The organism is Pseudomonas sp. HT11 (assembly GCF_044875395.1).
Taxonomy (GTDB): domain Bacteria; phylum Pseudomonadota; class Gammaproteobacteria; order Pseudomonadales; family Pseudomonadaceae; genus Aquipseudomonas.
Genome location: NZ_CP173217.1, coordinates 2949520 through 2974803, shown reverse-complemented (window position 1 = coordinate 2974803; position 25284 = coordinate 2949520). Strand labels below are relative to the sequence as shown.

16 protein-coding genes are annotated in these 25284 nt (G+C 65.5%); 10 read left to right on the top strand and 6 right to left on the bottom strand.

The annotated features are described in order from the left end of the window. Positions 1 to 95 precede the first annotated feature (95 nt). From ABWL43_RS13685 to ABWL43_RS13660, 6 genes are all read right to left on the bottom strand, one after another. Positions 96 to 1784, bottom strand: coding sequence for an ABC transporter ATP-binding protein (locus ABWL43_RS13685; protein WP_404488161.1), 1689 nt, complete (start codon positions 1782 to 1784; stop codon positions 96 to 98). After that, positions 1781 to 3508, bottom strand: coding sequence for an ABC transporter ATP-binding protein (locus ABWL43_RS13680; RefSeq protein WP_404488159.1), 1728 nt, complete (start codon positions 3506 to 3508; stop codon positions 1781 to 1783). The genes ABWL43_RS13685 and ABWL43_RS13680 overlap by 4 nt, the downstream gene beginning before the upstream one ends. Beyond that, a complete protein-coding gene (locus ABWL43_RS13675; protein ID WP_404488157.1) occupies positions 3505 to 4554 on the bottom strand; it encodes a Gfo/Idh/MocA family oxidoreductase in 1050 nt (349 codons plus the stop codon). Before ABWL43_RS13675 ends, ABWL43_RS13680 begins: the two co-directional genes overlap by 4 nt. Further along, the gene (locus ABWL43_RS13670) at positions 4551 to 9878 is read right to left on the bottom strand and encodes an amino acid adenylation domain-containing protein (RefSeq protein WP_404488155.1); all 5328 of its coding nucleotides are present in this window, start codon (positions 9876 to 9878) and stop codon (positions 4551 to 4553) included. Before ABWL43_RS13670 ends, ABWL43_RS13675 begins: the two co-directional genes overlap by 4 nt. After that, the gene (locus ABWL43_RS13665; protein ID WP_404488153.1) at positions 9875 to 14143 is read right to left on the bottom strand and encodes an amino acid adenylation domain-containing protein; all 4269 of its coding nucleotides are present in this window, start codon (positions 14141 to 14143) and stop codon (positions 9875 to 9877) included. The genes ABWL43_RS13670 and ABWL43_RS13665 overlap by 4 nt, the downstream gene beginning before the upstream one ends. A 155-nt stretch (positions 14144 to 14298) precedes the next feature. Next, a complete protein-coding gene (locus ABWL43_RS13660; RefSeq protein WP_145160513.1) occupies positions 14299 to 15192 on the bottom strand; it encodes a helix-turn-helix transcriptional regulator in 894 nt (297 codons plus the stop codon). A 224-nt stretch (positions 15193 to 15416) separates the two neighbouring features. On the opposite strand from ABWL43_RS13660, the gene ABWL43_RS13655 reads away from it, so the two are divergent. The 10 genes from ABWL43_RS13655 (at position 15417) to ABWL43_RS13610 (ending at position 25275) form a co-directional block, all read left to right on the top strand. Continuing rightward, on the top strand, positions 15417 to 17072 hold the full coding sequence (locus ABWL43_RS13655; RefSeq protein ID WP_404488151.1) for a (2,3-dihydroxybenzoyl)adenylate synthase: 1656 nt from the start codon (positions 15417 to 15419) through the stop codon (positions 17070 to 17072). After that, a complete protein-coding gene (locus tag ABWL43_RS13650) occupies positions 17069 to 17824 on the top strand; it encodes a thioesterase II family protein (protein ID WP_404488149.1) in 756 nt (251 codons plus the stop codon). The genes ABWL43_RS13655 and ABWL43_RS13650 overlap by 4 nt, the downstream gene beginning before the upstream one ends. Then, a complete protein-coding gene (locus ABWL43_RS13645) occupies positions 17824 to 18129 on the top strand; it encodes an isochorismate lyase (protein WP_404488148.1) in 306 nt (101 codons plus the stop codon). The genes ABWL43_RS13650 and ABWL43_RS13645 overlap by 1 nt, the downstream gene beginning before the upstream one ends. Beyond that, positions 18126 to 19523, top strand: a complete 1398-nt coding sequence (locus ABWL43_RS13640) for an isochorismate synthase (protein ID WP_404488146.1) — start codon at positions 18126 to 18128, stop codon at positions 19521 to 19523. The genes ABWL43_RS13645 and ABWL43_RS13640 overlap by 4 nt, the downstream gene beginning before the upstream one ends. Before the next feature lie 84 nt (positions 19524 to 19607). Further along, positions 19608 to 20336 carry a helix-turn-helix domain-containing protein gene (locus ABWL43_RS13635; RefSeq protein WP_404488144.1) on the top strand — a complete coding sequence of 243 codons (729 nt, stop codon included), beginning with the start codon at positions 19608 to 19610 and terminating at the stop codon, positions 20334 to 20336. Positions 20337 to 20518: 182 nt separating this feature from the next. Then, positions 20519 to 21583: an SDR family oxidoreductase gene (locus ABWL43_RS13630; RefSeq protein ID WP_404488143.1), complete on the top strand. Its 1065-nt coding sequence runs from the start codon at positions 20519 to 20521 to the stop codon at positions 21581 to 21583. Continuing rightward, complete coding sequence (locus ABWL43_RS13625) at positions 21580 to 22845, top strand: aspartate aminotransferase family protein (protein WP_404488142.1); 1266 nt, start codon at positions 21580 to 21582, stop codon at positions 22843 to 22845. Before ABWL43_RS13630 ends, ABWL43_RS13625 begins: the two co-directional genes overlap by 4 nt. Positions 22846 to 22861: 16 nt before the next feature. Continuing rightward, on the top strand, positions 22862 to 23305 hold the full coding sequence (locus tag ABWL43_RS13620) for a type II toxin-antitoxin system RatA family toxin (protein ID WP_145160499.1): 444 nt from the start codon (positions 22862 to 22864) through the stop codon (positions 23303 to 23305). Positions 23306 to 23308: 3 nt separating this feature from the next. Further along, positions 23309 to 24451: an acyl-CoA dehydrogenase family protein gene (locus ABWL43_RS13615; protein ID WP_145160497.1), complete on the top strand. Its 1143-nt coding sequence runs from the start codon at positions 23309 to 23311 to the stop codon at positions 24449 to 24451. Next, entirely contained in the window at positions 24448 to 25275 is an 828-nt protein-coding gene (locus ABWL43_RS13610) for an SDR family NAD(P)-dependent oxidoreductase (RefSeq protein WP_404488141.1), read from the top strand. Before ABWL43_RS13615 ends, ABWL43_RS13610 begins: the two co-directional genes overlap by 4 nt. Positions 25276 to 25284: the final 9 nt, after the last annotated feature.

The following is a 25284-nucleotide window of genomic DNA, read 5'->3' as shown; positions in this document are numbered from 1 at the left end:
TGCTGCGCCCCATTCGATAATAATTCGCATTAGTATCGTTTAAACGAGCGGGCCGACTTTTCGATTCAGGGACTTTTTCAATGGCTGCCCGGCACTCATTCACCTCGGTGCTGCTCGACGAACTGCGCATACCACGGGTGTGTGGCGAGCAAATGCTCATGGCTGCCGCAGCCGCTGACACTGCCGCCTTCCAGCACCAGGATCTGGTCGGCATCGCGCACCAGCGTCGGGTTGTGCGACACCAACACCAAGGTGCGCCTGCCGTGCAGCGCCTGCAGGCTGCGATTGACCCGTGCCTCGCTGCGCGCATCGAGGCTGGCGGTGGGTTCATCCAGCAGCAGGACCGGCGCCTGTGACAGCAACGCACGCGCCAGGCCAACCCGTTGCCGTTGGCCGCCGGACAGCAATGCCCCGCCCGGCCCCACTTCACTGTGCCAACCCTCCGGCAGGCGGCTAAGGACGTCGTCCAGTGCAGCGTCCCGGGCGGCTTGCTGCAATTGCGCGGGCGTGGCGTGCGGCCGCGCCATGCTCACGTTCCACAGCAGGCTGCCGGCGAACAGGCCGCTGTCCTGGAACACCTGGGTCATGTGCTGGGCCAGGGTGTGTTCGCTTATCTGGCGGATGTCCACCTGGCCAAGGCGCACTTGCCCGGTCTGCGGGTCCATGCCGCGGCCCAGCAAGGCCAGCAAGGTGCTTTTGCTCGCCCCCGAGGGCCCGACGATTGCCGTGAACGTGCCCGCCGCGCAATGCACATCGAGGTCCTTGAGCAGGTGCTCGCCCGCCTCACCGAAGCTGTTCAGGCGCTGCCCTTCCAGGCTCGCATCCTGCGGTTGCTCACCGGGTTGCGGGCTGTGCAACGTCGGCGCCGCCAACACCGCCAAGACTTGCGAGAGCGCCTGCCAGGCCATGCGCAGGGCCTGGTCCAGATACGCCAATTGCGACAGCGGCTCGATAAAGCGCACCAGCAGCACCAGCACCACCACCAGCAGCGCGCCGGATAAATGCCCCGCGGCCACCGCCAGCACGCCGCCTGCCAGCGCCAGCGCAAACACCATCTGCACCGCGGCGGCAAACCCGATGCCGGCGGGCAACCCCCGGCGATTGAGCTTGCGCGTCGCCTGGTGCTGCTCATGCAGCGCCTCGCGCAGCGCCCGTTGGCCCAGGCTGGCGTCGCCGGCACTGCGGATCAACGCCTGTTGCTGCGCGAACGCCTGCAGCAGTCGCGCGGCGTGGCGGTCCACGGCCTGACGCTGTTGCTCAAGATCCAGGCTGCGCCGCCCGGCCCAACGTAAAAGGCCGAACAGCGGCAGGTACGCCAGCGCCAACACCAGCGCCACACGCGGCTCGATGAAGAACAGTCCCAGCACCACCACCGTTGGTGTCACCAGCGCGGTGACCAACGGTGCCAGCAGATGCGCAGGAATGCCCATGCTGTTGAACACCGGCCCGCTCACCAGCCCTTCCAGTTGGCCTCGACGGGTCAGCGGCAGTCGCGGCAAGTGTTGCACCAACTGCCAGACCAGGCCCGCAGCCAGCCCGGCACCGGCCAGATAACCACGGCGCTGCGCGACGTAACTGACGCCCGCCTGCAGCAGCGTCAACCCCAGCAGCACCAGCACGCTCGACTGCAGGTTCTGGTGCTCGAACCAGGCCAGTATCAACGGCACCAGCGCCAAGCCCGCCAAGCCATCGAGGACGGCGGCCAGCAGCATCCACACCAAGGCGCCGCGCAGCACGCGCCGGGCGAGGTCGGGCAAATGACGCAACAGCGAAACAACACTCATGACACAGGCTCCAGTTGATCGGCGTTCGAGGTTTGCTCGTTCCAGAGCTGTCGGTAGAGGCCGTCCATGACCAACAGGTCCGCATGGCGCCCGCGTTGCACGATGCGCCCGTCACTGAGCACCAGAATCTGCTCGGCATGGCGGATTGTTTCCAGGCGATGGGCAATGATCAGCCGCGTACGCCCGGCCGCGTCGTTGTGCAGGGCGGCGCGCAGTGCGCGCTCGGTGTGCGGGTCGGTGGCGGACGTGGGTTCATCCAGCAACATGATCGGCGCAGGCGACAGCAGTGCCCGCGCAATCGCCAGGCGCTGTAACTCGCCACCGGACAAGCGCACGTCTTCGTCCACCACGCTGGCGTAGCCCTTGGGCAACCCCATGATCCAGGCGTCCAGGCAAGCGGCCTTGGCAGCGCGGCGAACCTGCGCGTGACTGGCGTCGGGTTGATACAACGCGATGTTCTGCGCCAGCGACAGGCGCAACGCACCCGCCTGCTGGAACACCAGCGCCAGGTGCTGTTGCAGCGCACGACTGGCGATCTGCCGAACATCCACCCCGCCCACGCGGACTTGCCCGCTGTCCACGTCCATAAAGCGTGCGATCAACCCGGCCAGGGTGCTTTTACCCGCACCCGACGGCCCCACCAGCGCGGTCGTGGTGCCGGGTTCCAGGCGCAACGTAATCGAGTTGAGGACCGGCACGTCACCGTGGGAGAAATTCACCTCAAGCATCTCCACGCTGGCATCCCTGGGCGATTGCGGCGCGTCGGGCTCGGCCAGCGGTGGCGTGGTCAAAACGGCCTGCAAACGCCGGGCACTTTCGCCTGCCGAGTTCAGCGCATCAAAACCGTGCCCCATCGCCAGCACCGGCGCCGCCATGGCACGCACCAACAGTAAAAAGCCGCAGACTTGCGCAGCTGCCACATCCGCCACCCCGATCAACAACGCGCCAAGCACCACCCAGGCCAACAGCCACGGCGCGCTCAGCAGCACCTGGATCAACGCCGCCAAGTGTCCTGCACGGCTCACCCAGTGGCTGAAGCGCTGATCAAACTGCTGCACCGCCTCCTGCACACGGCGATGAATACCCGCATCCGGAAATTGCCGGACCAGACCGAGGAGGCTTGCAAACTGGCTGTAGTCGCTGAACAGGCGCTGGATCGCGCCGTTTCGCTGCGCCACCGCTTCGCGGTAGTGCGCCGAGCCCAGACGCCAATAACCCAGCCCCCCCAACGCCAGCGGCAGCAAGCACCAGAGCGCCAGACCGCTGTTGCTCCACAGCAGATACCCGAAGGTCGCCAGGGGGATCAGCAGCAGGTTGACCAAGTCGGTCGGCGCATGCCCGACCAACTGATGCAGCGCCCGCACATCCTGCTCGGCATAACGGGTCACGCCCTCTGGCCCCAGCCGTGCGAACCAGCCCAGCGGCAGCCGCTGCAGGTGCTCGGCGAGGCGCACGCGCAGGCGGTCGCAGAGGTCGGCATCCACCTGATGAGTCAGGTGCAGCGCCAGGGTCTGGCCACACAACCACACGGCAGATGCCACCACCGCCAGCACCACCCAGGCCATGGCCGACGCCGCCAGCGGCGGCGCCTGGCGCAGGCTGTCGGCCAAGTGCGCCAGCGCGATCAGTGGCAGCAGCGAACAGATCCCCGCGACCGCCTGCAACGCGACCGCCAGGTATAAGCGCCCACGAAACGGGCGCAAGATTTCGCGCAGAGGGCTCATCGAATGCACTCCAGCGCCTGGGCCAGGTTGGCGGCGGGCAATGTCTGCGCCGGCTGCTGCGGAAAACCGATAGCTGCCGTCACCTGCTGCCACAGCCCGACCACTTCCAGGCTGCGCTGCTGCAGACGCGCCAGGCCAACACCGGTGATCAAAGGTTGCAGCGCGCTGGCCGCGGCGGCCGGCCAGAGCCTGCGGTAAACCTGCGCCCAATCCGGCGCGGCGGCCTCCAGCACCTCGGCGCAGGGTAACGGCTGGCCGGCCAGCGGGCCGAACAGGTCAAATACCCCCTCGGCGTCCTCCTGCGGCGCGCGCACGGCGGGCATCCACAGCAGCGGCCCGTGGGGCGACGCCAGTAACAGCGTGCCGCTGTCGGTGGCGATGCTGAACCGCTGCAACATCTGCATGCGCCCGTCATCATTGGCGGCCAGTTCGTTGAGCACGCGCAGCGACACCGGCACCTGCGCCATCACCAGGCTGATATCGCGCCAGGCCGAGAGTGCCGGCGCCACACAGTCCACGGACCACGGCCCCACCGACTCCAGCAGCGCCGCCAACACGTCCAGCGTCGCGTAGCAGACTTGCACTGCGCAGCTGGCTTCGATATGCCGAATGCCCTGCTGGCGATGCAGCTGCCGCGCCAGTTCGATAAAGCGCGCCACGCACGGCAGCTGCGGGTAAAAACTGTTGAGCAGGCAACGCCGTTGCAGGCGGCTCGCCGTGCGCAGCACCTCGTGCAGTTCCTGGGGCAACAGCGGATGCTCGATCAACACATGCATGCCGCGCTCCATCAGCGCTTGTGCCAGGGCCGGGCCCTGCTCTCCCCGTGCGGCACCGCCCACCGCGACGCACGCCAAGTGCGTGTCGGTCGGCACTTGCTCAAGGGCGTCGAAACTCGGCACGTCCAAATACCGCGCCAGCGCTTGGGAACGCCGACTGCCCTGCCCCAGCACACCGACCAGTTCCAAGTGCTCGGCGGCGGCAACCCCAGCCGCATAGAACTGGCCGAAGCGCGAGCCCACCACCAGGGTTTTCAATGCGAACGTCATGGATGTTCCTCCAGCAAATAACGACTCAGCCCGGCGTTCAGGCATTCAAAGTGATTGCCGCGCAGCGTATGTACCGTCAACGGTGCCAGCGACGCCGCCTGCCACCAGGCCTGCAAGCTGGCGTGGTGATCGGGGATCATCGGGTTGGCAACACTGGGCACAAACAGGCGGATGGCGCCCACATACGGCGCGCCGTCGCTGTAGTGACTGGCGTGAACGGAATGCACAAACACGCGATACAGCTGCTCATCGGCCATGCCTTGCGCCGCCGCGAGCACGCGGGCCTTGAGCAAGCCCACATCCAGGTTCAGCCCCGCCGGGGCTTGCAGTTGTTCGGCAGACGGCAAGCCGAGCGCCGCACCGTCCAGCCCAAGGGTGGCGGCGAAGCTGTAGAGCATCAGCACTTCATCGTCGACCAGATACGGAATGCGGTAGCTGGACACAATGTCTACCTGACGCACCTCGGCGCCCAGTTGCAGCAAAGCCTTGGCCAGTTCCAGGGTCACCAGCCCGCCGGAACAGTAACCGAGCAGATCGAAGCTGCGCCGGCCGCTGTCCCACAGCGCCTGGGCGTAACGCTTGCCCAAGGTCGCGTTGACATGCTCGGCAGGCAGGCGCAAATAGTGGTCGCTGTCGTGCACCGCCAGCCCCAGCAACGGGCCGCTACCGGCCAGTTCAGCGATCAACGTGCGATACGGCAACAAGGTGCCGAGCCCTTCGTGCACCAGCACACGTGCGGTGCCTTCGCCGCCGACCAACTCCGTCAACGCGTCCACACGCAGGCGCCCACCCAGCGGCGCCCGGCGCGTATCCGGCACTGGCGCCGGCGCCGCTTTCGGCGCGTCACTGCTCGACTCACTGCGCAAACGCTGGGCCAGGCCTTGCGGGGTCGGCTGGCTCAGCGCCCACCGCAACAAACGGTCGAAGGGTTGCGCCTGCGCCAACGGTTCCTGTTCGCGCAGCCCCGCGATCAACTGGGCGATGAGCAGCGAGTCGCCGCCGGCCGCAAAGAAATCCTGATCCGGAGACAGACCACTGCAATCAAGCACCCGCTCCCAGTGCGTGATCAAGCGCTGCACCAGTTCATCGGCGACATCGACCTTCGCGCGCTGCACCGGGCGCAGTTGCCGTTGCTCGGCCTGGGTGATGAGGGCGCGGCGGTCGATCTTGCCATTGGCCGTGACCGGCAACCGGTCGAGCACCCGCACCTGCGCCGGCACCATGTAACGCGGCACCCGCTCGGCGATAAATGCCAGCAAGGTGTCTGCACTGAGCAATGGGCGGTCGGTTTTCACGCGGGCGACCAGCACGTCGTAGCCCAACAGCTTCAACACGCTGTCGGCGGGCGCCAGCGACTCAGCCTGATCGCCGGCCTCGCTGTTCAGCCACGCCAGCCACTGGGCGGTGTGCACAAACAGTTGCCCATTGGTCGCGCGCACATCCTCGGGCGTCTCCATCATCAGGCTTTGGCTGATGCTGATTTCGCGGTGTTCACGCGTCAGTTCCTGAATCACCAGCCATGCATCGGCCTGCAGCAGTTGGCGTAAACCGGCCAACAGGCGCGGTGTGTCGAGGGCATTGTTCAATGCACCGGAACTGAGCAGCAGGTCCAGGGACCCGGCCGGCAACCCTTGTTCACAGGCGGGTTTGTTCATGTCGAACGGCATGAAACGCACCCACGGATACGCAGCAAAACGCTCGCGGGCCGCGTTGAGGAAGTAGCTCGACACGTCGGAAAACACGTAGTCGATCTGCACCCCGGCCGCCACCCACGGTGCCAGCGCCGGAATAATCAGCGCACTCGCCGCACCGGTGCCGGCGCCCACTTCGAGGATGCGCCAGCGCCGCTGGCCCTGACGCGCGACAATCGCGCTCACCGCCTCGGCCATCGCCCGGTGCAGTACCTGGGCGTGTTGACCGCGGCTGTACATGGCCTCGGCAATGTGCGCCGAACCCTGCGGAAACATCAGGCTGGCCGGGCTCAGGCGCCCGTCAAGTTGCTCGGCCAGGCGGGTCGCGCTGCCGCGCAGGTAATCCACCAGGGCTGCCGGCCACAGAGCGGCCGGTGCCAGCCGGGCGAACTGCGCCCACGCCTGCGCTTGATCGAAAACAGCGACCTGACAGCGCCAGCCATCACCGTCGGTTTGCAGATAGCCGCTCTCGACCAGCAGCGTCAGCCAATGTCGCAACAGGCGATGCTGGCCGGGTTGAAGCTTCAACGCCTGGCACAGCGACGCAAATGCCAGGTGCTGGCCTGGCAGCAACAATCCGCTGCCCGCCAACCAGTGCAGCAGCGAAGCGTCGGCCGCGCGGTCCAGCGCGAGCAATGCCGCCTCGATGTCGGCACGCGGGCCGAAATCGGCTTGCTCAAGGGTTTGGCGCGCCGGGCGCAGGACCTCCTGCAGCTCATCGCGCAGCTGTGGCGCCGGCGCGCCGGTGTGCAGGGTGACGAAGCTGCATAAAGACCGCTCGTGACGCTCGCCCAGCAACACCGTGGTACTCGCGGCAATCTGCGGGTGGGCCAGCCAGCCCGCGTCGATTTCAGCCAGCTCGATGCGGTGGCCGCGAATCTTCACCTGATCGTCCTGGCGGCCAAGAAACTCGATCAGGCCATCGCCATTGAGGTAGCGCCCCTGGTCGCCGGTGCGATACAGGCGGCGCCCGCTGGCATGCGTGATAAAGCGTTCGGCGCTGCGTTGCGGGTCTTCGGCGTAGCCCAGGGCCAGGCCAAGGCCGCCGATATGGATCTCGCCGCACACGCCCACCGGGCATTGGCGGCCGAGGGTGTCGAGCACTTCCAGGGTCTGGTGTTTCAGGGCGCGCCCGTAAGGAATGCTTGGCAAGGCGGTGTCCGCCGGGCGAATGCGATGCTCCACCGACCAGATCGCCGCTTCGGTGGCACCGCCCAGGCTGAACAGTTGGCTGTCGGGCCAGCGCTGCCACCAACGGGTGGGCAACGTGGTGGGAATCCAGTCCCCCGACCACATGACACACCGCGGCCCGGGAATTGTTGCCGGCTCGGTCTCCAGGTAATCCACCAGCATCTGCCCTTGCGCCGGCACCGAGTTCCACAGGGTGATGCCGTGCTCCTGCATCAATTGCGCCCAGTGCGAAGGGTCGGCGCCGCGTTCCGGATCAGGCAGGACCACGTGCGCGCCGACGGCCGTGGCGCCGAAAAAGTCGTACACCGACAGGTCGAAACTCAACTCTGCCAGGCCCAGCACGCAGTCGTCAGCGTTCACCGCGTAGCGTTGGTTGATATCGTCAAGGGTGTTGACCACCGCGCCGTGGCTGAGCATCACGCCCTTGGGCGTGCCCGTGGAGCCAGAGGTGTAGATGATGTAGGCCAGCGCCTCGGCCGCCACCCCTACCGGCTCGCGGGTTGGCCAACGCGGGTCGGGCCGGAGGCTGTCGATGGCAATGCGCGGCAGCTCAAGCGCGTCCGGCAATGCCTGCGCGTGCAGGGTGATCACGGCGTCAATGCCAGCGTCACGCAGGATCGCTTCACGGCGCAGGGCGGGCTGGCGAATGTCCACCGGCACATAGGCCGCGCCCATCTGGGTAATGCCCATGACCGCCATCAGTTGCCAGGCACTTTTGGGCAGCATCACCGCCACCCGCGCCCCGCGCTCGACCCCGAGCGCTTCCAGGGCCGCGCGCACGGCCGCGGCGTGTTGGGCCACCTGGCGGTAGCTGTAGCGGCCGTCGCGATCGCTGATCACCGTGGCATCGGGTGTGCGCACGGCCTGTTGAGCGAAGCCGGCGGCGATGTTGCGGGCCGGGGCGCTGGCCTCGATCTGCGGGGTTGCCGCTTGCGCGGGCAACACGATGTCGCCACGCGCCTGCCACAGCTGTGGGTCCGCGGCCAGACGTTGCAGCAGGTCGACATAGGCCTCGAACATCTGTGCGGCCATGCCGTCCGGCAGCACACCGACGCGCACGTCCCAGCCAATCTGCAAGCCGCCGTACTGGTCGCTGACCTGACAGTCGATCCACACCTGCGGGGTCTGGCTGATCATGTAGCTGGGCGGCTGCAACAGTCGCCCGGCATCGCCGAGCAAGCGTTCGACGCTGCCGATGCCACTGGTGAACACCACCGGCATCAGGTCGGCGCCACGCCCCTGCACCCGCGCCAGCTCGCGCAATACGTCAACGCCGGTGAAGCGGCTGTGGTCGAGGTCGTCAAACAGCTGCGCACCGATACGCCGCGCGCGCTGCACGAAACTTGCGCCGTCGGCGCCGTGCACGGCGAGCAGGCTCAGGGCGGTGAAATCACCAATCACCTGGCCCAGTTGCGGATGCAGGTTCGGGCGGTTGAGTACCGTGAGGTTCAGGCAAAAGTCCGGGCTTTGGCTCCAGCGGCCGATCACTTCGGCAAATGCGGCCAGGGTCACGCCCGCGGCACTCAGGCCTTGGGCGCTGGCGAGGGAACACAGGGTGTTCCATTGCTCGGTACCGAGCACGCCGTGGTGGTGAATAAAGCGCGTCGAGCCCAGGCCCGCGTGCTCGCTCAACGGCAGGTCCGGGCGGCCGGGCAGGCTGTCCAGGCGTGCCAGCCACCAGGCTTTGTCGGCGTGCCAGGCGGCGCGGGTGCGCGCGTGTTGTTCGTGCTGCAAATAGTCGCGAAACGTCGCCTCCAGCACCGGCCAATGGCGCGTCGGTTCAAGGTAACGCTGGGTCCATTCCACCAGCAACAGTTGCAGGCTGGCGTAATCAAGCAAGGTGAAATCCACCGAACAATGCACAATCGCCTGCTCGCGACCCAGGCTCACTTCGGGCAGCAGGATCGGCCATTGATCAAGCGCGTGGCAGGCATGGTCCAGGCGTGCACGCAGCGCTTGCAGGTGCGCTTCGAAGGCCTCTGGGCTGGCCTGGCGCAGGTCATGCACCGGCAATGATTGCCATGCCACCTGGGCCTGCACGCATTGACGGCTGTTGTCTTGCACCACCGCGCGCAGCATCGGGTGACGTTGCACCAGCGCGTTCCAGGCCTGGGTCAGTTGATCGGTATCGACATTCGCCGGCCATGGGTATTCGACGTACAAGTGGCACGCATTGCCGCCGTAGTCGAACGCCGGGTTGCGCCCCAGTACGTAGGCGCCCTGCACCGCGCTCAGGGCGAACGGTTGCAGCGCCTGTTCCGGCTGCGCCTGCCAGTCCTGCGGCGAGAGATGCACCATCAAGGCCTCACGCTGGGCGCGAATACGCTCGGCCAAGGCTGAGTCCAGCGCGCCTTCGGGGGCGCGAAAATGCAGTTTGCCCGCAGTGGCCCAGAGTTCAATCTGACGCTCACGGCAGAGGTGCAGCAAATCATCCAGGCTCATAACACGCCCTCCTCGATGGCCACGTCGTCACTGCGCAGCAGCAGCGCGGCCATGCCGGCCAGGGTCGGTTGCAGGTAGAAGTCGCCCATGCGCAGGCTCACGCCCACCTGTTCACGCACGCTGGCCAGCAAGCGAGTTGCCAGCAGGCTGTCGCCGCCAAGGCTGAAAAAACTCGCGTGGGCGCTGTGCACCGGCCGCCCCAGGATGGCTTCCCAACAGGCCGCCAGTGGCAACAGGTCGGTGCTCAATGCGGCGTCTTCGTGGTGGGCAGGCTGCCGGCGTTGCCACGCGTCGCCGAGGTTGGCCTGCAGGCGCGTACGGTCGATTTTGCCGTTGGCATTCAGGGCAAAACGCGGCACGCACCACAGGCGTTCCGGGCGCATCGCCTGGGGCAAACGCTGTTGCAGCCAGTGGTTGAGGCTTTCGCAGGTCAAACCCTCGCCTGCTGCCTGGGCACTCACCAGCACCATCGCGGGGTTTTGCCACAGGCATTCCAAATGGCTGAAGCCGCTCTGGCCGAGCCGTTGCGTCAGCGCTTGAGCGCCCGGCAATACCGGCTCACGCGTATCCAACAATGCCGCACTGACCAGCCGCAATGGCGAGTCGCGCAGCAGGTCTGCCAATAGCAGCTGGCCGTGCGGTTTGAGCAATGCCTGCGCCAGGTTCAAGCCATCGGCCGGCTGGGCGTAGCTGTGCAGCGCCGCGAAGCTGATCACCACGTCGTACTGCGACCAGTGCTCAGCAGGCAATACGCCGTCCACCACCTGCTGGCTCGCCACGCGCTGGCGCTGGCCGGCAGCGGCCGCCAGCAGGCCGGCGCTGGTGTCGAACACGGTCAGTTGCAGGTCGCGTGAGCGTGCGTGGTTCAGCCATTGGTCCAGCAATTGCCCACCGCGCACATCCAGTACCGCCACCTTCAGCGGTGTGGCGTGGCGCTGGAGGGCCCGGCTCATGGCGTCCAGCACCTGACGACCGGCTGGCAGGTTCAAGGCCATGGCCTGAGGCGCCAGCAGCGGGTCGAACAGCACCTGCGCGGCGCCGTCTTCACTGTGCAACAGCACCTGCAATGCGCCGACCATGCGGTGCAGGTCGGCTTCGCGCCAACCCAGCTGCGCCACTGCATCGCTCAGGCTCATGGACTCGACGTAGCCAGCGAGCCACGCGCGCCAGGTGTCGAGCAGCGCACTGGGCGGCGGGTCTTGCAGCAGGCGTTGCAGCAATTCAGCCGTGACGCGGTGTTCGGCTGCCAGGCTGTCATCCAGCATCGACTGCGCGGGCAGCGCTTGAACCGGCACACAGCCAGCGTTGATCACCACCGCCGCGCCAAGGCTGCCGTGCACCACGGCGGCACAGGCGCTGTCGATCAGCGGATGCGCCGTGAGCGCGGCTTCGATCTCGCCCAACTCGATACGCTGCCCGCGCACTTTGACCTGCTGGTCCATGCGCCCAAGAAACTCAATGGTGCCGTCGCTCCAGAAGCGCCCGCGATCGCCGGTGTAATACCAGCGTCCGCGCGCATCACTGCGAAAGCGCTGGGCGGTGAGCACCGGGTCATTGCGATAACCACGGGCCAGGCTCGCGCCGCCAATCAGCAGTTGCCCGATCACCTGGTCCGGCACATCACGCCCGGCGGCGTCCACTACGCGGTAGGCCTGGCCGGCCAAAGGCTTGCCATAAGGGATCGACGGCCAATGCTCGGGCACGTCATCGATGCGTTGCAGGTTCGACCAGATACCCGCCTCGGTCGCGCCGCCCAGGCCGTACACCCGGCACTGCGGTGTGGCGTGGCGGCGCAGGCGTGCGGCAAGGTCCAGGGCGATCCAGTCGCCTGACAGCAAGACCGCCCGCAGGCTCTGGTAGTGACAGTGTTGCGTGCCGATGCTCAAGGCCATCTCCAGCAATGCCGGGGCCGAGTTCCACAGGCTTACGCGGTGCTCGCTGATCAGGTGCGCCCAGCGCATGGCATCGCGGGTTTCCTCAGGCGGCAGTAACACCAGGCGCGCGCCCTGCCCCAGCACGCCAAACAGGTCATAGACCGAGAGGTCGAAATCCAGCGCCGACACGGCCAGCAGGCAGTCGTGCGGCGTGACGCGCAATTCGGCCTGCACCGCGTCAATCGTGTTCAGCGCCGCCGCGTGGCTGACTTCAACACCCTTGGGAATGCCGGTGGAACCGGAGGTGTAGATCACGTACGCGCTGGCCTGCGGCGCGGTTTTTTTCGCGGTGGCCAAGGGCGCGCATTGCGCCAGCCGAGCCGGGTCAAGCCACTGCAATGAACTGCCCGCGGGCGGTTGATCGGCAATCACGCGGGTAATCCCTGCCGCCGACTCGATCAGGCTACGCCGTGCGGGCGGTTGCGCGGTGTCCACCGGCACGTAGCAACCGCCGGCCGCCAGCACGCCGAACACGGCGGCAATCTGCCGAGGTCCGCGCGGAAGGCACACTTCAACAGCTTCGCCCTGGCGCATGCCCGCGTCGAGCAAACCGGCGGCCACGCGCAGGGCGTGCTCGGCCAGCTCTTGATACGTCCAGCGTTGCGCACCACAGATCAGCGCCACCGCGTCGGGTTGTGCGGCGCTTTGGCGGAAAAAGTCATCAAGCAAGCCACGCCCCTGGGCCAGCGGCGGCAGGCTGTTCTGCCGGTCGCGCCGCGCCTGTTGCGCCAGCGGCAACAGCACCGGCTGCGGCTGATTCCAGTCGCTGTCGGCGAGGCGCTGCACCAGTTCGATGTAGGCGGTGAACATGGCCGCCAGCACGCCGTCGGGGAACAGCTCGGTGAGGCTGTCCCAGGCCAGCAGCACACCGTCTTCGACCCGATACAGCTGGTGGTCCAACCACACCTGTGGGGTTTGCGAGAGCATGTCGTGCAGGTCGCCGAACACCTCGCGAAAACTCTGCGGTACAAAGCTCGAATCACTCAGGTTGCAGGAAAACACCACCGGCGCCGAACGGGGGTGCCCTTGGCGACGGGCCTCACGCAGCACTTCCAACGCGGGAAACGCTGCGTGGTCGATGGTGGCGTGCAGGTCGCGCTGGAAACGCCGGGCGCCTTCGGCAAACGCTAACTGCGGCGCGTCTTCGCAGGCCACCAGCAGCAAGGTGGTGAAGTCGGCAATCACCTGGTCGACAGCGTGCTGGTCATCGTGGCGATCGAACAACGGCACGTTGAGCAAAAAATTCGGCTGTTCGCTCCAGCGCGCCAAGACCGCATTGAAGGCCGTGGCGAAGACGCTGGGCAAGGTCAGGCCGTGGGCGGTCGCCTGGCGTTGCAGACGTTCGGCTTCGGCCGGGCTGAGCACAAACGCCTGACGGCTGAAGCGGGGTGCGCGGATCGACTCTGGCGTACGGGCCAATGGCAATGCCGGGCCATCGGGCAACTGTGCCAGGCGCTGGCACCAGTGTTCGCGGTCACGCTCATACGCGTCGGCGCGCCGCTGGCGGCGCCGGCTCAGGTAATCGGCAAAGTGCAGTGTGGGCGGCGGCGCCAGCGCGGCCGGTGCCTGATAGGCCTCACCCAGCTGCGCCATCAACAAGCGCAGGCTTTCCACGTCCACGGCCAACAGGTCGACACTCAGCCATACGCGGTCACGGCCGTCTGGCAACTGCACCAGGCCGACCAGCATCACCTGCCCCGCCTCCACCGCCAGGCACTCATGCGAGCGCCAATCACGCAGCGCCTGCCAGGCCTGGTGTGCGGCGGCTGGCGCATGGTCACGCCAGGGTTGGTGATCGAACACCGGCAACGCTGGCGCCGCCAGAATCCGCTGCCGACCGTCATTGAAACTTGCCCGCAACATCGGGTGCCGCGCCTGCACACACTTGACCGCCGCTTCCAGGCGCCGCGGGTCAATGCCCTGGCAATCGAACTCCAGCCACGCGTGGCAACTGATATTGCCCAGCACCTCGGCCGGCCCGCGCCCCAGCCAGTACGCCTGTTGCACGGCGCTCAGTTCAAAGCTGTCATCCGGCGCTGCCAACGGCGCAGCATCGGTGACCCGGTGCTGCGGCACCTGGCCCTGCAACAATTCCAGCCACGCCGCCAGGCAGGGTTGTGCGCTGAGTTGGGCAAAGTCGATGTGCAAGCCGTGACTGCGCAAACGTTCCTGCAGGTACATCAGGCGGATGGAATCGAGCCCGCAGCCGAGGAGGTTTTCCTCATCGCCCAGATTGTGGATGTCTGCCGTGGTGGCGCCCAGCAACTGGGCGAGGTGTTCGATCAGCCATGTGCGCAGTGAGGGGGTGTCTGCTGTTGTCAGCTCGCTCATGAAAAGCTTCCTGTGACCCGTCTGGATAAAGTCCCTGGCTCACCAAGATGGAAGCCATTCTCAATTGGAACTCTATCGCAAGCAGGTTTTCAGAAAGCGCTCAGGGCTTTAGATGCACGGGCCTTTTCATTCGATTCAGAGACACCGACCCACGCTCAACGGATCTCGCTGGGTGATACGCCGTAGCGTTTACGAAAGGCAATCGAGAAATGCGCCGGGCTGAACCCCACGCCGTAAGCGACGGTGGAGACGTTGCTTTCCTCGTCGCTGAGCATGCGGTGGGCTTCGCTGAGGCGATGCTCGTGCAGGTAGCCGAACACACTGGTGCCAAACACCTTGCGAAAGCCCGCGGTGAGTTTGCGCGGGCTCATGCCCACATGGCTGGCCAGGGCGTTCAGGCTCGGCGGCTCCAGCAACGAGCGCACCAGGCGATCGCGTGCGGCGTGGACACGCTCCACGTCCGAGGAGGTAATGCGCAGCTTTTGTTCCGGCTGGCCCCGTTCACCGAGCAAAAATTGCGCGCTCAGGGCAGTCAGCTCCAGCGCTTTGCCACCCAGGTACAACGAACGGCTCGGGCCCTGCATCGGGCACGTCGCAATCTGTGTGGCAAGCGCCTGCATCGCGCGTGGCGCCGGGCGCACCATCATGTACGGGTCGCCGCCACCACTGGTCAACAACTTGCGCGGGGCCATGCCGAGGTGGCGGTCGAGGGATTCCAGGTCCAGTTGCACGATGGTGTAGCGCAGCGGCGTGGAGGTGCCGTAGATCTGCGACGAGGTGAACTCGCCGTCATTGACGATGGTGCACAGGCTGGGCCCCTTGATCGATTGCTCGCTGTGCCCGGGAATGCGGCACGACAACTCACCGCTCTGCACCAGGATCAATTTGAGGCCGCGCTCCAACGGGTCTTCCACCCAGTTTTCGCTCTGTGACCACAGCGTGCCGGTGACCAACGTCATGTGCGGTTCCAGGTAGACCGTGCCGGGTTGGTTGCCCTTGGGTTCGGCCTGCGTCTCTTGGTGGCTGGGAGCGATGATCGTAATAGTCATTGGGTTTTCCCTTGATCCTTTAAGGCCATTACGCGGGGCCTGACCTGAGTGAGGAGGAGGCTTTTAAACCGTAAACCTCCCTGTTTAAAGCCGCTGTGTATTTCATCTAATGAAAAAGTCACAGGTCCGAAAGCCTTGGCGTTGAGAAGCTGCCGGCGAAAGACAATGATAATAGATCTCATTTGGACATTTGTAGCCAATTATTTCTACAAATAGGGGATTCCATGTCATTGCACACCTGCGCACGCGATTCAGACACCGTTGACGATGCGCCAGACTGGCCCGCCGCGTTCGCCGAACGCTACCGGCAGGCCGGTTACTGGCAAGACCAGACGTTCGCCCAGGCACTGGAGACGGTGGCTGCACGCACCCCATCGGCGATTGCCATCACCGATGGCCCGTTGCATCTGAACTACCGCAGCCTGGCGGACCGTTGCCGGCGCCTGGCTGGCGGATTGCGTGCGCTGGGGGTGGCGGCTGGCGATAACGTGGTGGTGCACTTGCCCAACGGCAGCGCGTTTATCGAAGTGTGCTTTGCGCTGTTCCGCCTCGGCGCCCGGCCGATCCTCGCCCTGCCCGCCCACCGTCAGCACGAGATCGGCGGTTTTTGCAGGTTTGCCCAGGCCACGGCCTACATCGGCTGCGCCGAACTGGACGGCTTCGACTGCCGTGAAATGGCGCGTCAGTTGGCCGCCGAGAGCATGCATCTGCGCCATGTGGTGATCGACGGTGACGCGCAGGCATTCATCGCCTTGAGTGCGCTGTATCACCACGAGCCGCTGGAGCAGGACGCCGGTCGCCCTGACGCCGTGGCGTGTTTCCAGCTCTCGGGCGGCACCACCGGCACGCCCAAGCTGATCCCGCGCCGCCACGCCGAATACCTCTATAACGTGCGCGCCAGCAGCGAGGTGTGCGGCCTGGACGCGCACACGGTGTACCTCACCGCGCTGCCCATGGCGCACAACTTCACGCTGTGTTGCCCGGGCGTCGTCGGCACCCTGCTGGCCGGTGGGCGCGTGGTGTGTACGCGTCGCTGCGACCCCGAAAGCTGCTTCGCGCTGATCAGCGAGCAACGCGTCACCGTCACCGCGCTGGTGCCGCCGCTGGCGATGTTATGGCTGGACGCCCAGGCCCAGCGCCAGGCCGACCTGTCGAGCCTGCGCCTGCTGCAAGTCGGCGGCGCAAAGCTGCTCGGCAGCGCAGCGGCCCGCGTCACGCCGACCCTGGGCTGCACCTTGCAACAAGTGCTGGGCATGGCCGAGGGCTTGCTGTGTTTTACCCGCCTGGACGATCACCCCGATCACCTGCTGCATACCCAGGGCCGCCCGCTGAGCGCCGATGATGAAATTCGCATTGTCGATGAACACGGCCAAGCGGTGCCCGACGGCGAGGTCGGCGAGCTGCAGGTGCGCGGGCCATACACCATTCGTGGCTATTACCGCCTGCCCGAGCACAATGCCAAGGCGTTCACCGCCGACGGTTTTTATTGCAGCGGTGATCGGGTCCGGCGCACCACCGAGGGTTATCTGGTGGTTGAAGGTCGCGACAAGGACCAGATCAACCGTGGCGGCGAAAAGGTCGCCGCCGAAGAAGTCGAAAACCTGCTGATCAGTCATCCGCAGGTGCACGACGCCGCGCTGGTGGCGATGCCGGATGCGGTGCTGGGCGAATCCACCTGTGCGTTTATCGTCGCCCGCGACCCGGCGCCGTCGGCGTTTGCGCTCAAGCAGCACTTGCGTGGCCAGGGCCTGGCCGCGTTCAAGGTGCCGGACCGCATCGAATTCATCGCGCAGTTCCCGCACACCGGCGTGGGCAAAGTCAGCCGCAAGGACCTGCGCGAACGCCTGCGCCAGGCCTGGTTGCAGAGCGCCGCGTCGTGAGCCGCTGGGTCCGCGCCTACCGCCTGACACCCATGCCGCGCTGGCGCCTGGTGTGTTTTGCGCATGCCGGGGGCAGTGCGAGTTTCTTTCGTGACTGGGTCAACGCCCTGCCCGCCGACATCGACCTGTTGGCCATCCAGTACCCGGGCCGCGAAGACCGTTTCAGCGAGCCGTGCCTGACTGACATGCAGCGCCTGGCCGACGGCGCCGCCCATGCCTTGCAGGGTTACGCCGACCGGCCACTGGCGTTGTTCGGTCACAGCCTGGGTGCGGTGGTGGCGTATGAAGTGGCCGCACGCCTGGAGCAACGCGCAATCGCTGTCGACCACCTGTTCGTGTCCGCCCATCCGGCGCCACACCGCCAGCGCGGCGGGCACCTGCACCGGGGGCCGGATGCGGCGTTGCTCGACGACGTGCGGCGCTTGTCCGAGCGGCCCAACCCATTGCTGGACGACCCGGCCCTGTGCGAACTGTTCCTGCCGGGCCTGCGCGGTGACTACCGCGTGGTTGAAACCTACACCTGCGCGCAACCGCGGCCACTCAACAGCCGCATCACGGTGTTCTACCCCGAGCAAGACCCGGAAATCGAGCTGGATGAAGCCCATGCCTGGCAAGCCTCCAGTCACCAGCCACTGCACCTGCAGCGCTGGCCCGGCGGCCACTTTTACCTGATCGAGCAACGCCAGGCACTCATCGACGCTATCGCCACGACGCTGCTGACCCTATCGCCCGCCCTGAAGGAAACCTGTTGATGAAAACACCCGACCCCTGTGATGGCCTGCCGGACATCCGTCACGCCATCGATTCACTGGACCACCAGATCATCGAACTCATGCGTCAACGCATGGCTTACGTCAAAGCCGCTGCACGTTTCAAACCGAGCGAAAGCAGCATTGCCGCGCCCGAACGCGTGGCCCAGATGCTCCCGCAACGCCGCGAATGGGCCGAGCAAGCCGGGCTGGACCCGCACTTCATGGAAACCCTGTTCGCCCAGATCATCCACTGGTACATCGGCCAGCAAGTGCTGCATTGGCGCGCAACGAGAACACCGGCATGAGCGCCTTTACGCAGCTGGAGGGCCATGCCGCCGGCCTGACCGAAGTGTTCGAATGCGCTCGCCAGCGTGCTATCGAACACGGCAAACCCGTGCTGGCCAGTTACGCGGTGAACATCACCGCGCTGGACCTGCTGGCGCTGTTCGAACGTGTCGACGAGCCGCACGCCGAGTGCCTGTTCTGGCGCGCGCCGGAAGATGACAAAAGTCTGTTCGGCTGGGGCGTGGCGGCTGAACTTATCGGCGCCGGTGCTCAACGTTTTGCCACGGTGGATGCGCAATGGCGGGACTGGCTCGAAGGCGCCGTGGTCCACGGCCCATTGGCGCCGACAGTGTGCGGCGGCTTTCGGTTTGATCATCAGGTCAAGGCCAGCCCTGCGTGGCAGGGCTTTGGCGATGCCTCGCTGCTGTTGATGACGCTGTTGCTGGTGCGCGACGGCGATGCCTGCTGGCTGCTGTGCCAACAACGGGTGGCGGCCGGCGATGTGGCGCAGCGCTGCTGCGAGCACGTGTTGAATCAATGGAACGCGCTGATGGACCGCTACGTGTCCGGCCCACGCCCCACGGCGGCGCCCCACCACACCCGTGACCAGTGCCTGCCGCGCGCGTGCTGGGAAAGCAAAATCGCCCACGCCCTCGAGGTGTTGCGCGACACCCCATTGCAAAAGGTGGTGCTGGCGCGAGAAGTGCTCAGTGAGTTTTCCCGGCCTATCAATGCCGGCCGCACCCTGGCGACCCTCGCCAGCAATGACCCCGGCGCTTATTTGTTTGCCTTTCGCCGACACCAGGCGTGCTTCATCGGCGCGTCTCCCGAGCGCCTGGTCAAGCTGCACAATGGCCACCTGCTAACCCTGGCGCTGGCGGGCACCACCCGCCGCGACCCCAACCCTGAGCACGACGCGCAACTGGCGCACGCGCTGCTCGCCTGCGAAAAGAACCAGCACGAACACGCGGTGGTGGTGCAGATCATCCAGCGCGACCTCGCGCCGTGGGTGGCCCCGCTGCAGGTTCCGCCCGCGCCGCATATCAAGCGCCTCAGCCGCGTGCAACACCTGGCCACGCTGATCGAAGGGCCGCTGCACCCGCAGCGCAGTTTGCTGGACATGGTTGCGCTCCTGCACCCGACACCCGCGGTCGGCGGCCATGAACGCCAACCGGCGCTGGAACATATTCGCCAATTCGAGGGCTTTGATCGTGGCTGGTACGCGGCGCCGCTGGGTTGGCTGGACGCGCATGGCAATGGCGAATTCATCGTCGGCCTGCGCAGCGCCCTGTTGAAGGGCAACCAGGCTCGTCTGTTTGCGGGGTGCGGGATCGTGGAGCACTCCGACCCTGCCTGCGAATACGACGAAACCTGCATCAAACTGGCCGGCATGCGTGCGGCGCTGCAACGCTGACTGCGCGCCCGGAGCTTGAATCAAGACCTGTGCAGGCCTACCCTGCACACGGAAAACTCACCCTTCGAGTCAGGAAGACCTTACATGTGGGACGGCAGCGTTACTTTTGGCGATTCATGGGCCGGTTACATCGGTCGCGCGGATCAGAACTCTGCCCATTCCCATGTCGCCATTCAGCTGTGCATCGGCGTGCACCAACCGGTCACCCTGGAGCTGCCCGGCCAGTTGATCCGCGCGGCCGGGGTGATCATCGGCCCCAACGTCGAACACCGCGCCGTGGCCGACAGTCATCCGGTGGCGTTTGTGTACGTCAATCCGGACACGCCACTGGGCCGTGCACTCAACGCATTGCTGCAAGACAATGGCATCGCCCTGGCCAGTGAGGAACTGCTGGAGTGCTTTCGCCGTACCACCTCCCTGCCCCAGTTTGTCGACGCGCTCGCGCGTTTGCTGGCGATTACGCCGCCCATCGACCAACGCCTCTATAAAGCCTTGAACATCCTGCGCCTGGACCGCGACGGTCCCGGTTCCGTCAGCCGCGCCGCCAATGCGGTCGGCCTGTCCAGCCCGCGCCTGCGGTGCGTGGCGACGCACCAGATGGGCGTTTCCCTGTCCCAATGGATCATCTGGAACAAACTCGAGCGCGCCTCCAAATCCCTGGCCGGCGGCGCCAGCTTGTCGGACGCCGCCGCCGATGGCGGGTTCTCCGACCAGGCGCACCTGGCGCGCATGATGCGCCGCATGATCGGCATGACCCCGCTCACGGCGGCCAAGGTTTTGCGCAAGACAAGCGTTTCGTTCAAGACGCGGTGATATCAAAAGGCCAATATCGATCGCATCTTATTCGCGAAAACGTTAAGCGCTGACTGCCTTCCCCCAACGCACGTCAGCGCCACCGAAAGTGAATACAAGAGTGTTCGCCAGGGGCACGTGTGCCTGGGATTCGGCGGAACGCACCGTTAATTCTTTCGATGAGTCCGCAGGAAGCGTCCTACATGTCAGAACAGCAAAAATTAACCGTCCTTCTCACAGGAGGCTCGGGCGTACTCGGCGAGTCACTGATCGACTGCCTGGCAGAGGATTTCAACCTGGTCTGCCTGGCGCGCAAAAGCCGCATCCGCCACCCGCAGGTGCAAGTGCTCAGCGGTGATATCTGCCGCCCCCGGCTGGGGCTGGCTGCCGAGGATTATGAAGCGCTGCTGCAGCGCGTCGACTGGGTCATTCACGCCGCAGCGGTCACCCGCATGGATGGCGACATCGACCAGATCTTTTCGGTCAATTACCTGGGTACCGAAAACATCGTGCGCTTTGTGCAGCAAGCCAAAGTGCCGCTCTACCACATCAGCACCGCCTTCACCCACCCATGTGACTACTACGAAGGCGTGCAGGCCGAGACGCCGTACGAAGTCGCCAAGCGCCAGGCCGAGACGCTGGTGCGTTCTTCCGGTATCGACGTGTCGATTTTCCGCCCGTCAATCATCATCGGCAATTCCGACACCGGGCACATGCCCAACTTCCAGGGTTTTCACATGACCATGGGGCTGATGATGTCCGGCGTGCTGCCTATCGTGCCCTGCCCGCCTGCCGGCTACATCGACCTGATTGCCCGCGACGTGGCGGCGCAGGCGATTGCCAACGCCTTGCACCGGCGCTTGATCGGCGCGGACTACTTCCTCACCAGCGGCCCACAGGCGCTGGACCTCACCGGTCTGCTGGACCTGATGTGCGAGTCCATGCAAGCCCAGGCGCAACCGTTCACACGGCCTCGCTGCATGGCGCCGGACATCTATGAACGCCTGATCCGCCCGGTGTTTCTGCCGGCATTGACCGGTGCCGTCCAGGCGGCACTGGGCCGCGCCAACCAACTGTGCCGCTATGCCTGCCTGCGCACGCCGCTGCCCACTTCGTTGCCCGAGTTGCTCGGCGAGCCGGCCTTCAGTGCGCGCGACGTCAGCCGCGAATTGCTGCTGTCACTCAATCACTTGGCCCCCAAGCTCGGCGCCTTGACGCGGATGCTTAAACAGCCGGTTCCACCTGTCGCAGAGGCATCCGTTGCATGAACTTGCACCTGACAGAACTGGAACCCGCCGCCGACGCCGCACAGATTGACCAGTATTTTCGCCAGCATGTGAACTCGGGCTACGCACGCCTCGCGTCCTTGATGAACCTGCCGATCGAACACTCAAGCCAGGGCGTCTACATCTATGACAGCCAAGGCCGTCAGTACCTGGATGCCGGCGGCTATGGGGTGTTTTTCCTCGGCCACGGCCATCCGGTTGTCGTGGATGCCGTGACCCGCCAACTGCAGCAAAACGCGCTGGCCAGCAAGCTGTTGCTCAACCCGCAACAAGCCTTGGCCGCGCAAGCGCTGGCAGCGCGTTGCCCGGGCAACCTGGACTATGTGTTCTTTTGCAATTCGGGCGCCGAAGCCACCGAAGCCGGCCTGAAACTCGCCCGGCTTAACGGCTGCCGTCGCACGCTGTCGACGCTCGGCGGTTTCCACGGCAAGACCCTCGGCGCGCTGGCCGTCACCGGCCGTGAAAGCTACCGCGAACCGTTCAGTGGCCTGCTCAGCGAAAGCGCATTCGTGCCGTTCGGCGACAGCGCCGCGCTGGAACAGCAACTGCTCGCCTCGCCGGAAAAAGCCTGCGTGATTCTCGAGCCGATCCAGGCCGAAGCCGGCGTGATCCTGCCACCACCGGGTTACCTGACGCGGGTACGTGAGCTGTGTGACCAGTACGGCGCCGTGCTGATCATCGACGAAATCCAGTCCGGCCTGGGCCGTACCGGCCATTGGTGGGCGTGCGATCAGGAACAGGTGGTGCCCGACATCATGCTGGTCGGCAAAAGCCTGTCCGGCGGCTGCGTGCCGGTCAGCGCCATGGTCGCCAGCGCGGCCATTTATGCGCCGTTCAACCGCAACCCCACGGTGCACACCTCCACCTTTGGCGCCAACCCGCTGGCCATGGCGGCCGTGCAGGCCACGCTGCAGGTGATGGTGCAAGAAGACCTGGTGGCGCGGGCACGGCTGTTGGGCCAGGACCTGCACGCACGTTTCAGCGCGCTGCTGCAGCGCATGGGCCTGGCCGAGCGCGTCACGCTGCGCAGTGCCGGCTTGCTGCTGGGCTTTGAGTTCAGCGACGCCTCGATTGCCGCGAACATGGTCATGGCCCTGATCGAGCAGCACATCATCGTGTGCCACTCGCTCAATGACCACCGCGTCGTGCGGCTTACACCGTCGCCGTTGCTCACCGCCCAGGACTGCAACTGGTTGATCGAGGGATTCGCCCAGGCGCTCACCACCTCTGTCTCACCCCTTTGATCTTTGGAGTTACCCCATGCAAGAAGTCAATGTCCAGGCACATATCCCTCATGCCTGCGCTGATGAAGTCTTCGCCGTGATCAGCGACTTCAGCCACTACGTCGAGCTGTGCGACTCGGTGCGCAATATCACCATCAACAAGGTCAGCGACGACGTGTCGTTCACCTCCTGGGAGGTCAACTTCCACAGCGGCATTCTCAAGTGGCAGGAGCGCGACACGTTCAACGCCCAGACCCGCGAGATTCACTTTGAGCAAATGGCCGGCGATGTCGATCACTTCTCCGGAACCTGGCAAGTCCTGCCCGATGGCAAGGACGCGATTATCACCTTCACCTCGCGCTTTGACCTGGGCCTGCCGATGCTCGCCGACATGCTCGACCCCGTCGCGCAGAAGGCCATTCGCGAAAACATCCACTCGATCATCACCGGCCTGTTCCCGGCGAGCTACCTGAAGGCCTGAGCCATGTCACTGTCATTGTTAAACCGCTCGCGCGCCTTGCTTGACCGCTACGCCCCGGAATTTGACGCGCGCCTGGCCGCCCTCGCCGTCGCCGAACGCGAAGCCCCCGAGAGCAGCGTCATTGCCCTGTTCAAGCAACACGGGCCGGTCGGGCTGCTGGTCAACCGCGCCGCCGGTGGGTTGGGTGCAGGCATCCTCGATGCCGTGCATGTGCAGATCGCCCTGGGCGCGCGTTCGCCCTCGCTGGCGGTGGCCAGCACCATGCACCAGTTTTCGGTGGCGAGCCTGTTGGCGCTCACCCAAAACGGGGGCGGTGCCGAAGGCCTGTTGCTGGCGGCCGTTGCACAGAATCGTTTGTTGCTGTCCTCGGGGTTTGCCGAGGGCAACTCGGGCGCGGGCATCCTCGACTCGAACATGCAGGCCGTGCACACCCCCGAGGGCGTGTTGCTCAGTGGCAGCAAAAAACCCTGCTGCCTCGGCCGCTCGATGGACTTGCTCACCGCCAGCTATACCCGCCAGACCCCACAGGGCGAAGAGCTGATGGTGGCGTTGATTCCCGCCAACGCGCCAGGCATCAGCCGCGCGCCGTTCTGGCAGAACAGCGCGCTGGCCGCTGCCGAAAGCATCGAGGTACGCCTCAATGAAGTGCTGGTGCCCGAACGCATGCTGTTTTCCGCCGGCTACAAGCACCTGTTGGGCGACGTGCAAACCGTCGGTTTCATCTGGTTCGAACTGTTGATTTGCGCGTCCTACGTGGGTGCCTGCGCCGGCCTGATCGAGACGGTGACCGACGCAGGACGCTGGACCGCGCATCACCGCGTGGACCTGGCGGCCAACCTGCAATTGGCAATCAGCGCGCTGGAAGGCGCGGCGCTGGATATCGAGCGCAACCCCCAGGACCTGCCGAACGTGCTGGCCCGTCTGCTGCTGGTGCGTTATGGCATCGAGCAGCTGCTGACCGAGCTGTCGGACCAGGCCCACGCGATGCTCGGCGGCATGGCATTTATCACCAGCAACCAGAGTTCGAATGGGTTGATGGCCTGCCGCGGCCTGCAATTTCACCCGCCGGCGAAGATCTCGATGGCGAGCAACCTCGACACCTATTTGTCCCACTCAACCTTCAGCATCGCCGGAGCGCACCCATGAACCTGCTCGGAAAAATCATCGTCATCAGCGGCTGCGCGCGTGGCCTGGGCCATGCCGCCGCCCGCAAACTCAAGCAACAAGGCGCCACGGTGATTGGCCTGGACATTCTGGCGCCGCAGGAGCCGGAACTGCTGGACGGGTTTTATCAGGTCGACCTGTGCGACCGCAGCGCGCTGGCGTCGGTGATCGGCGCCATCTCCACCGATTTCGGCGACATCGACATCCTGGTCAATAACGCCGGCACGCTGACCCTGGAACGCGGTGAAACCGGCGTCACCGACGAAGTCATCCGCGCAGTGGATGTCAACCTGTTCGCACCGTGGCAGTTGGTGGCCGGGTTCTTGCCGGGGCTGCTGCGCAAACGCGGCAAAGTGGTCAACGTATCCTCGCTGTTCGCCCTGGTGAATGCACCTTATGTGGCCGCGTACGCCGCCAGCAAACGCGCGTTGAGCGCCTACTCGGACGTGCTGCGCATGCAGTATCGCGGGCAGCTGGATGTGGTCACGGTGTACCCGGGGTTCATCGACACGGCGATTCACTTGCCGGCCCAGCGGGTGGGGCTGTCGGTCAAGCGCCTGGTGACCTTCAAGCGGGGTGACAAGACGCTGCTGTCTCTGGAAGAAAAACTCGATGCAGCCTCTGACGGCCTGGTGCGCGCCTGCCGCACAAACGGTTTGCGCAATCGCGGGCTGACCTTCATGGGCACGCTGGCCATGTACACCGCGCGCATCGCGCCAAGTGTGGTCGACGCCTTTATCGCCTTGCGCCTGCGCACGCTCACACGCGGCGGGCACCTGGCGCTCAAACCTGAACTGATCGAGTAACGCCTCGCC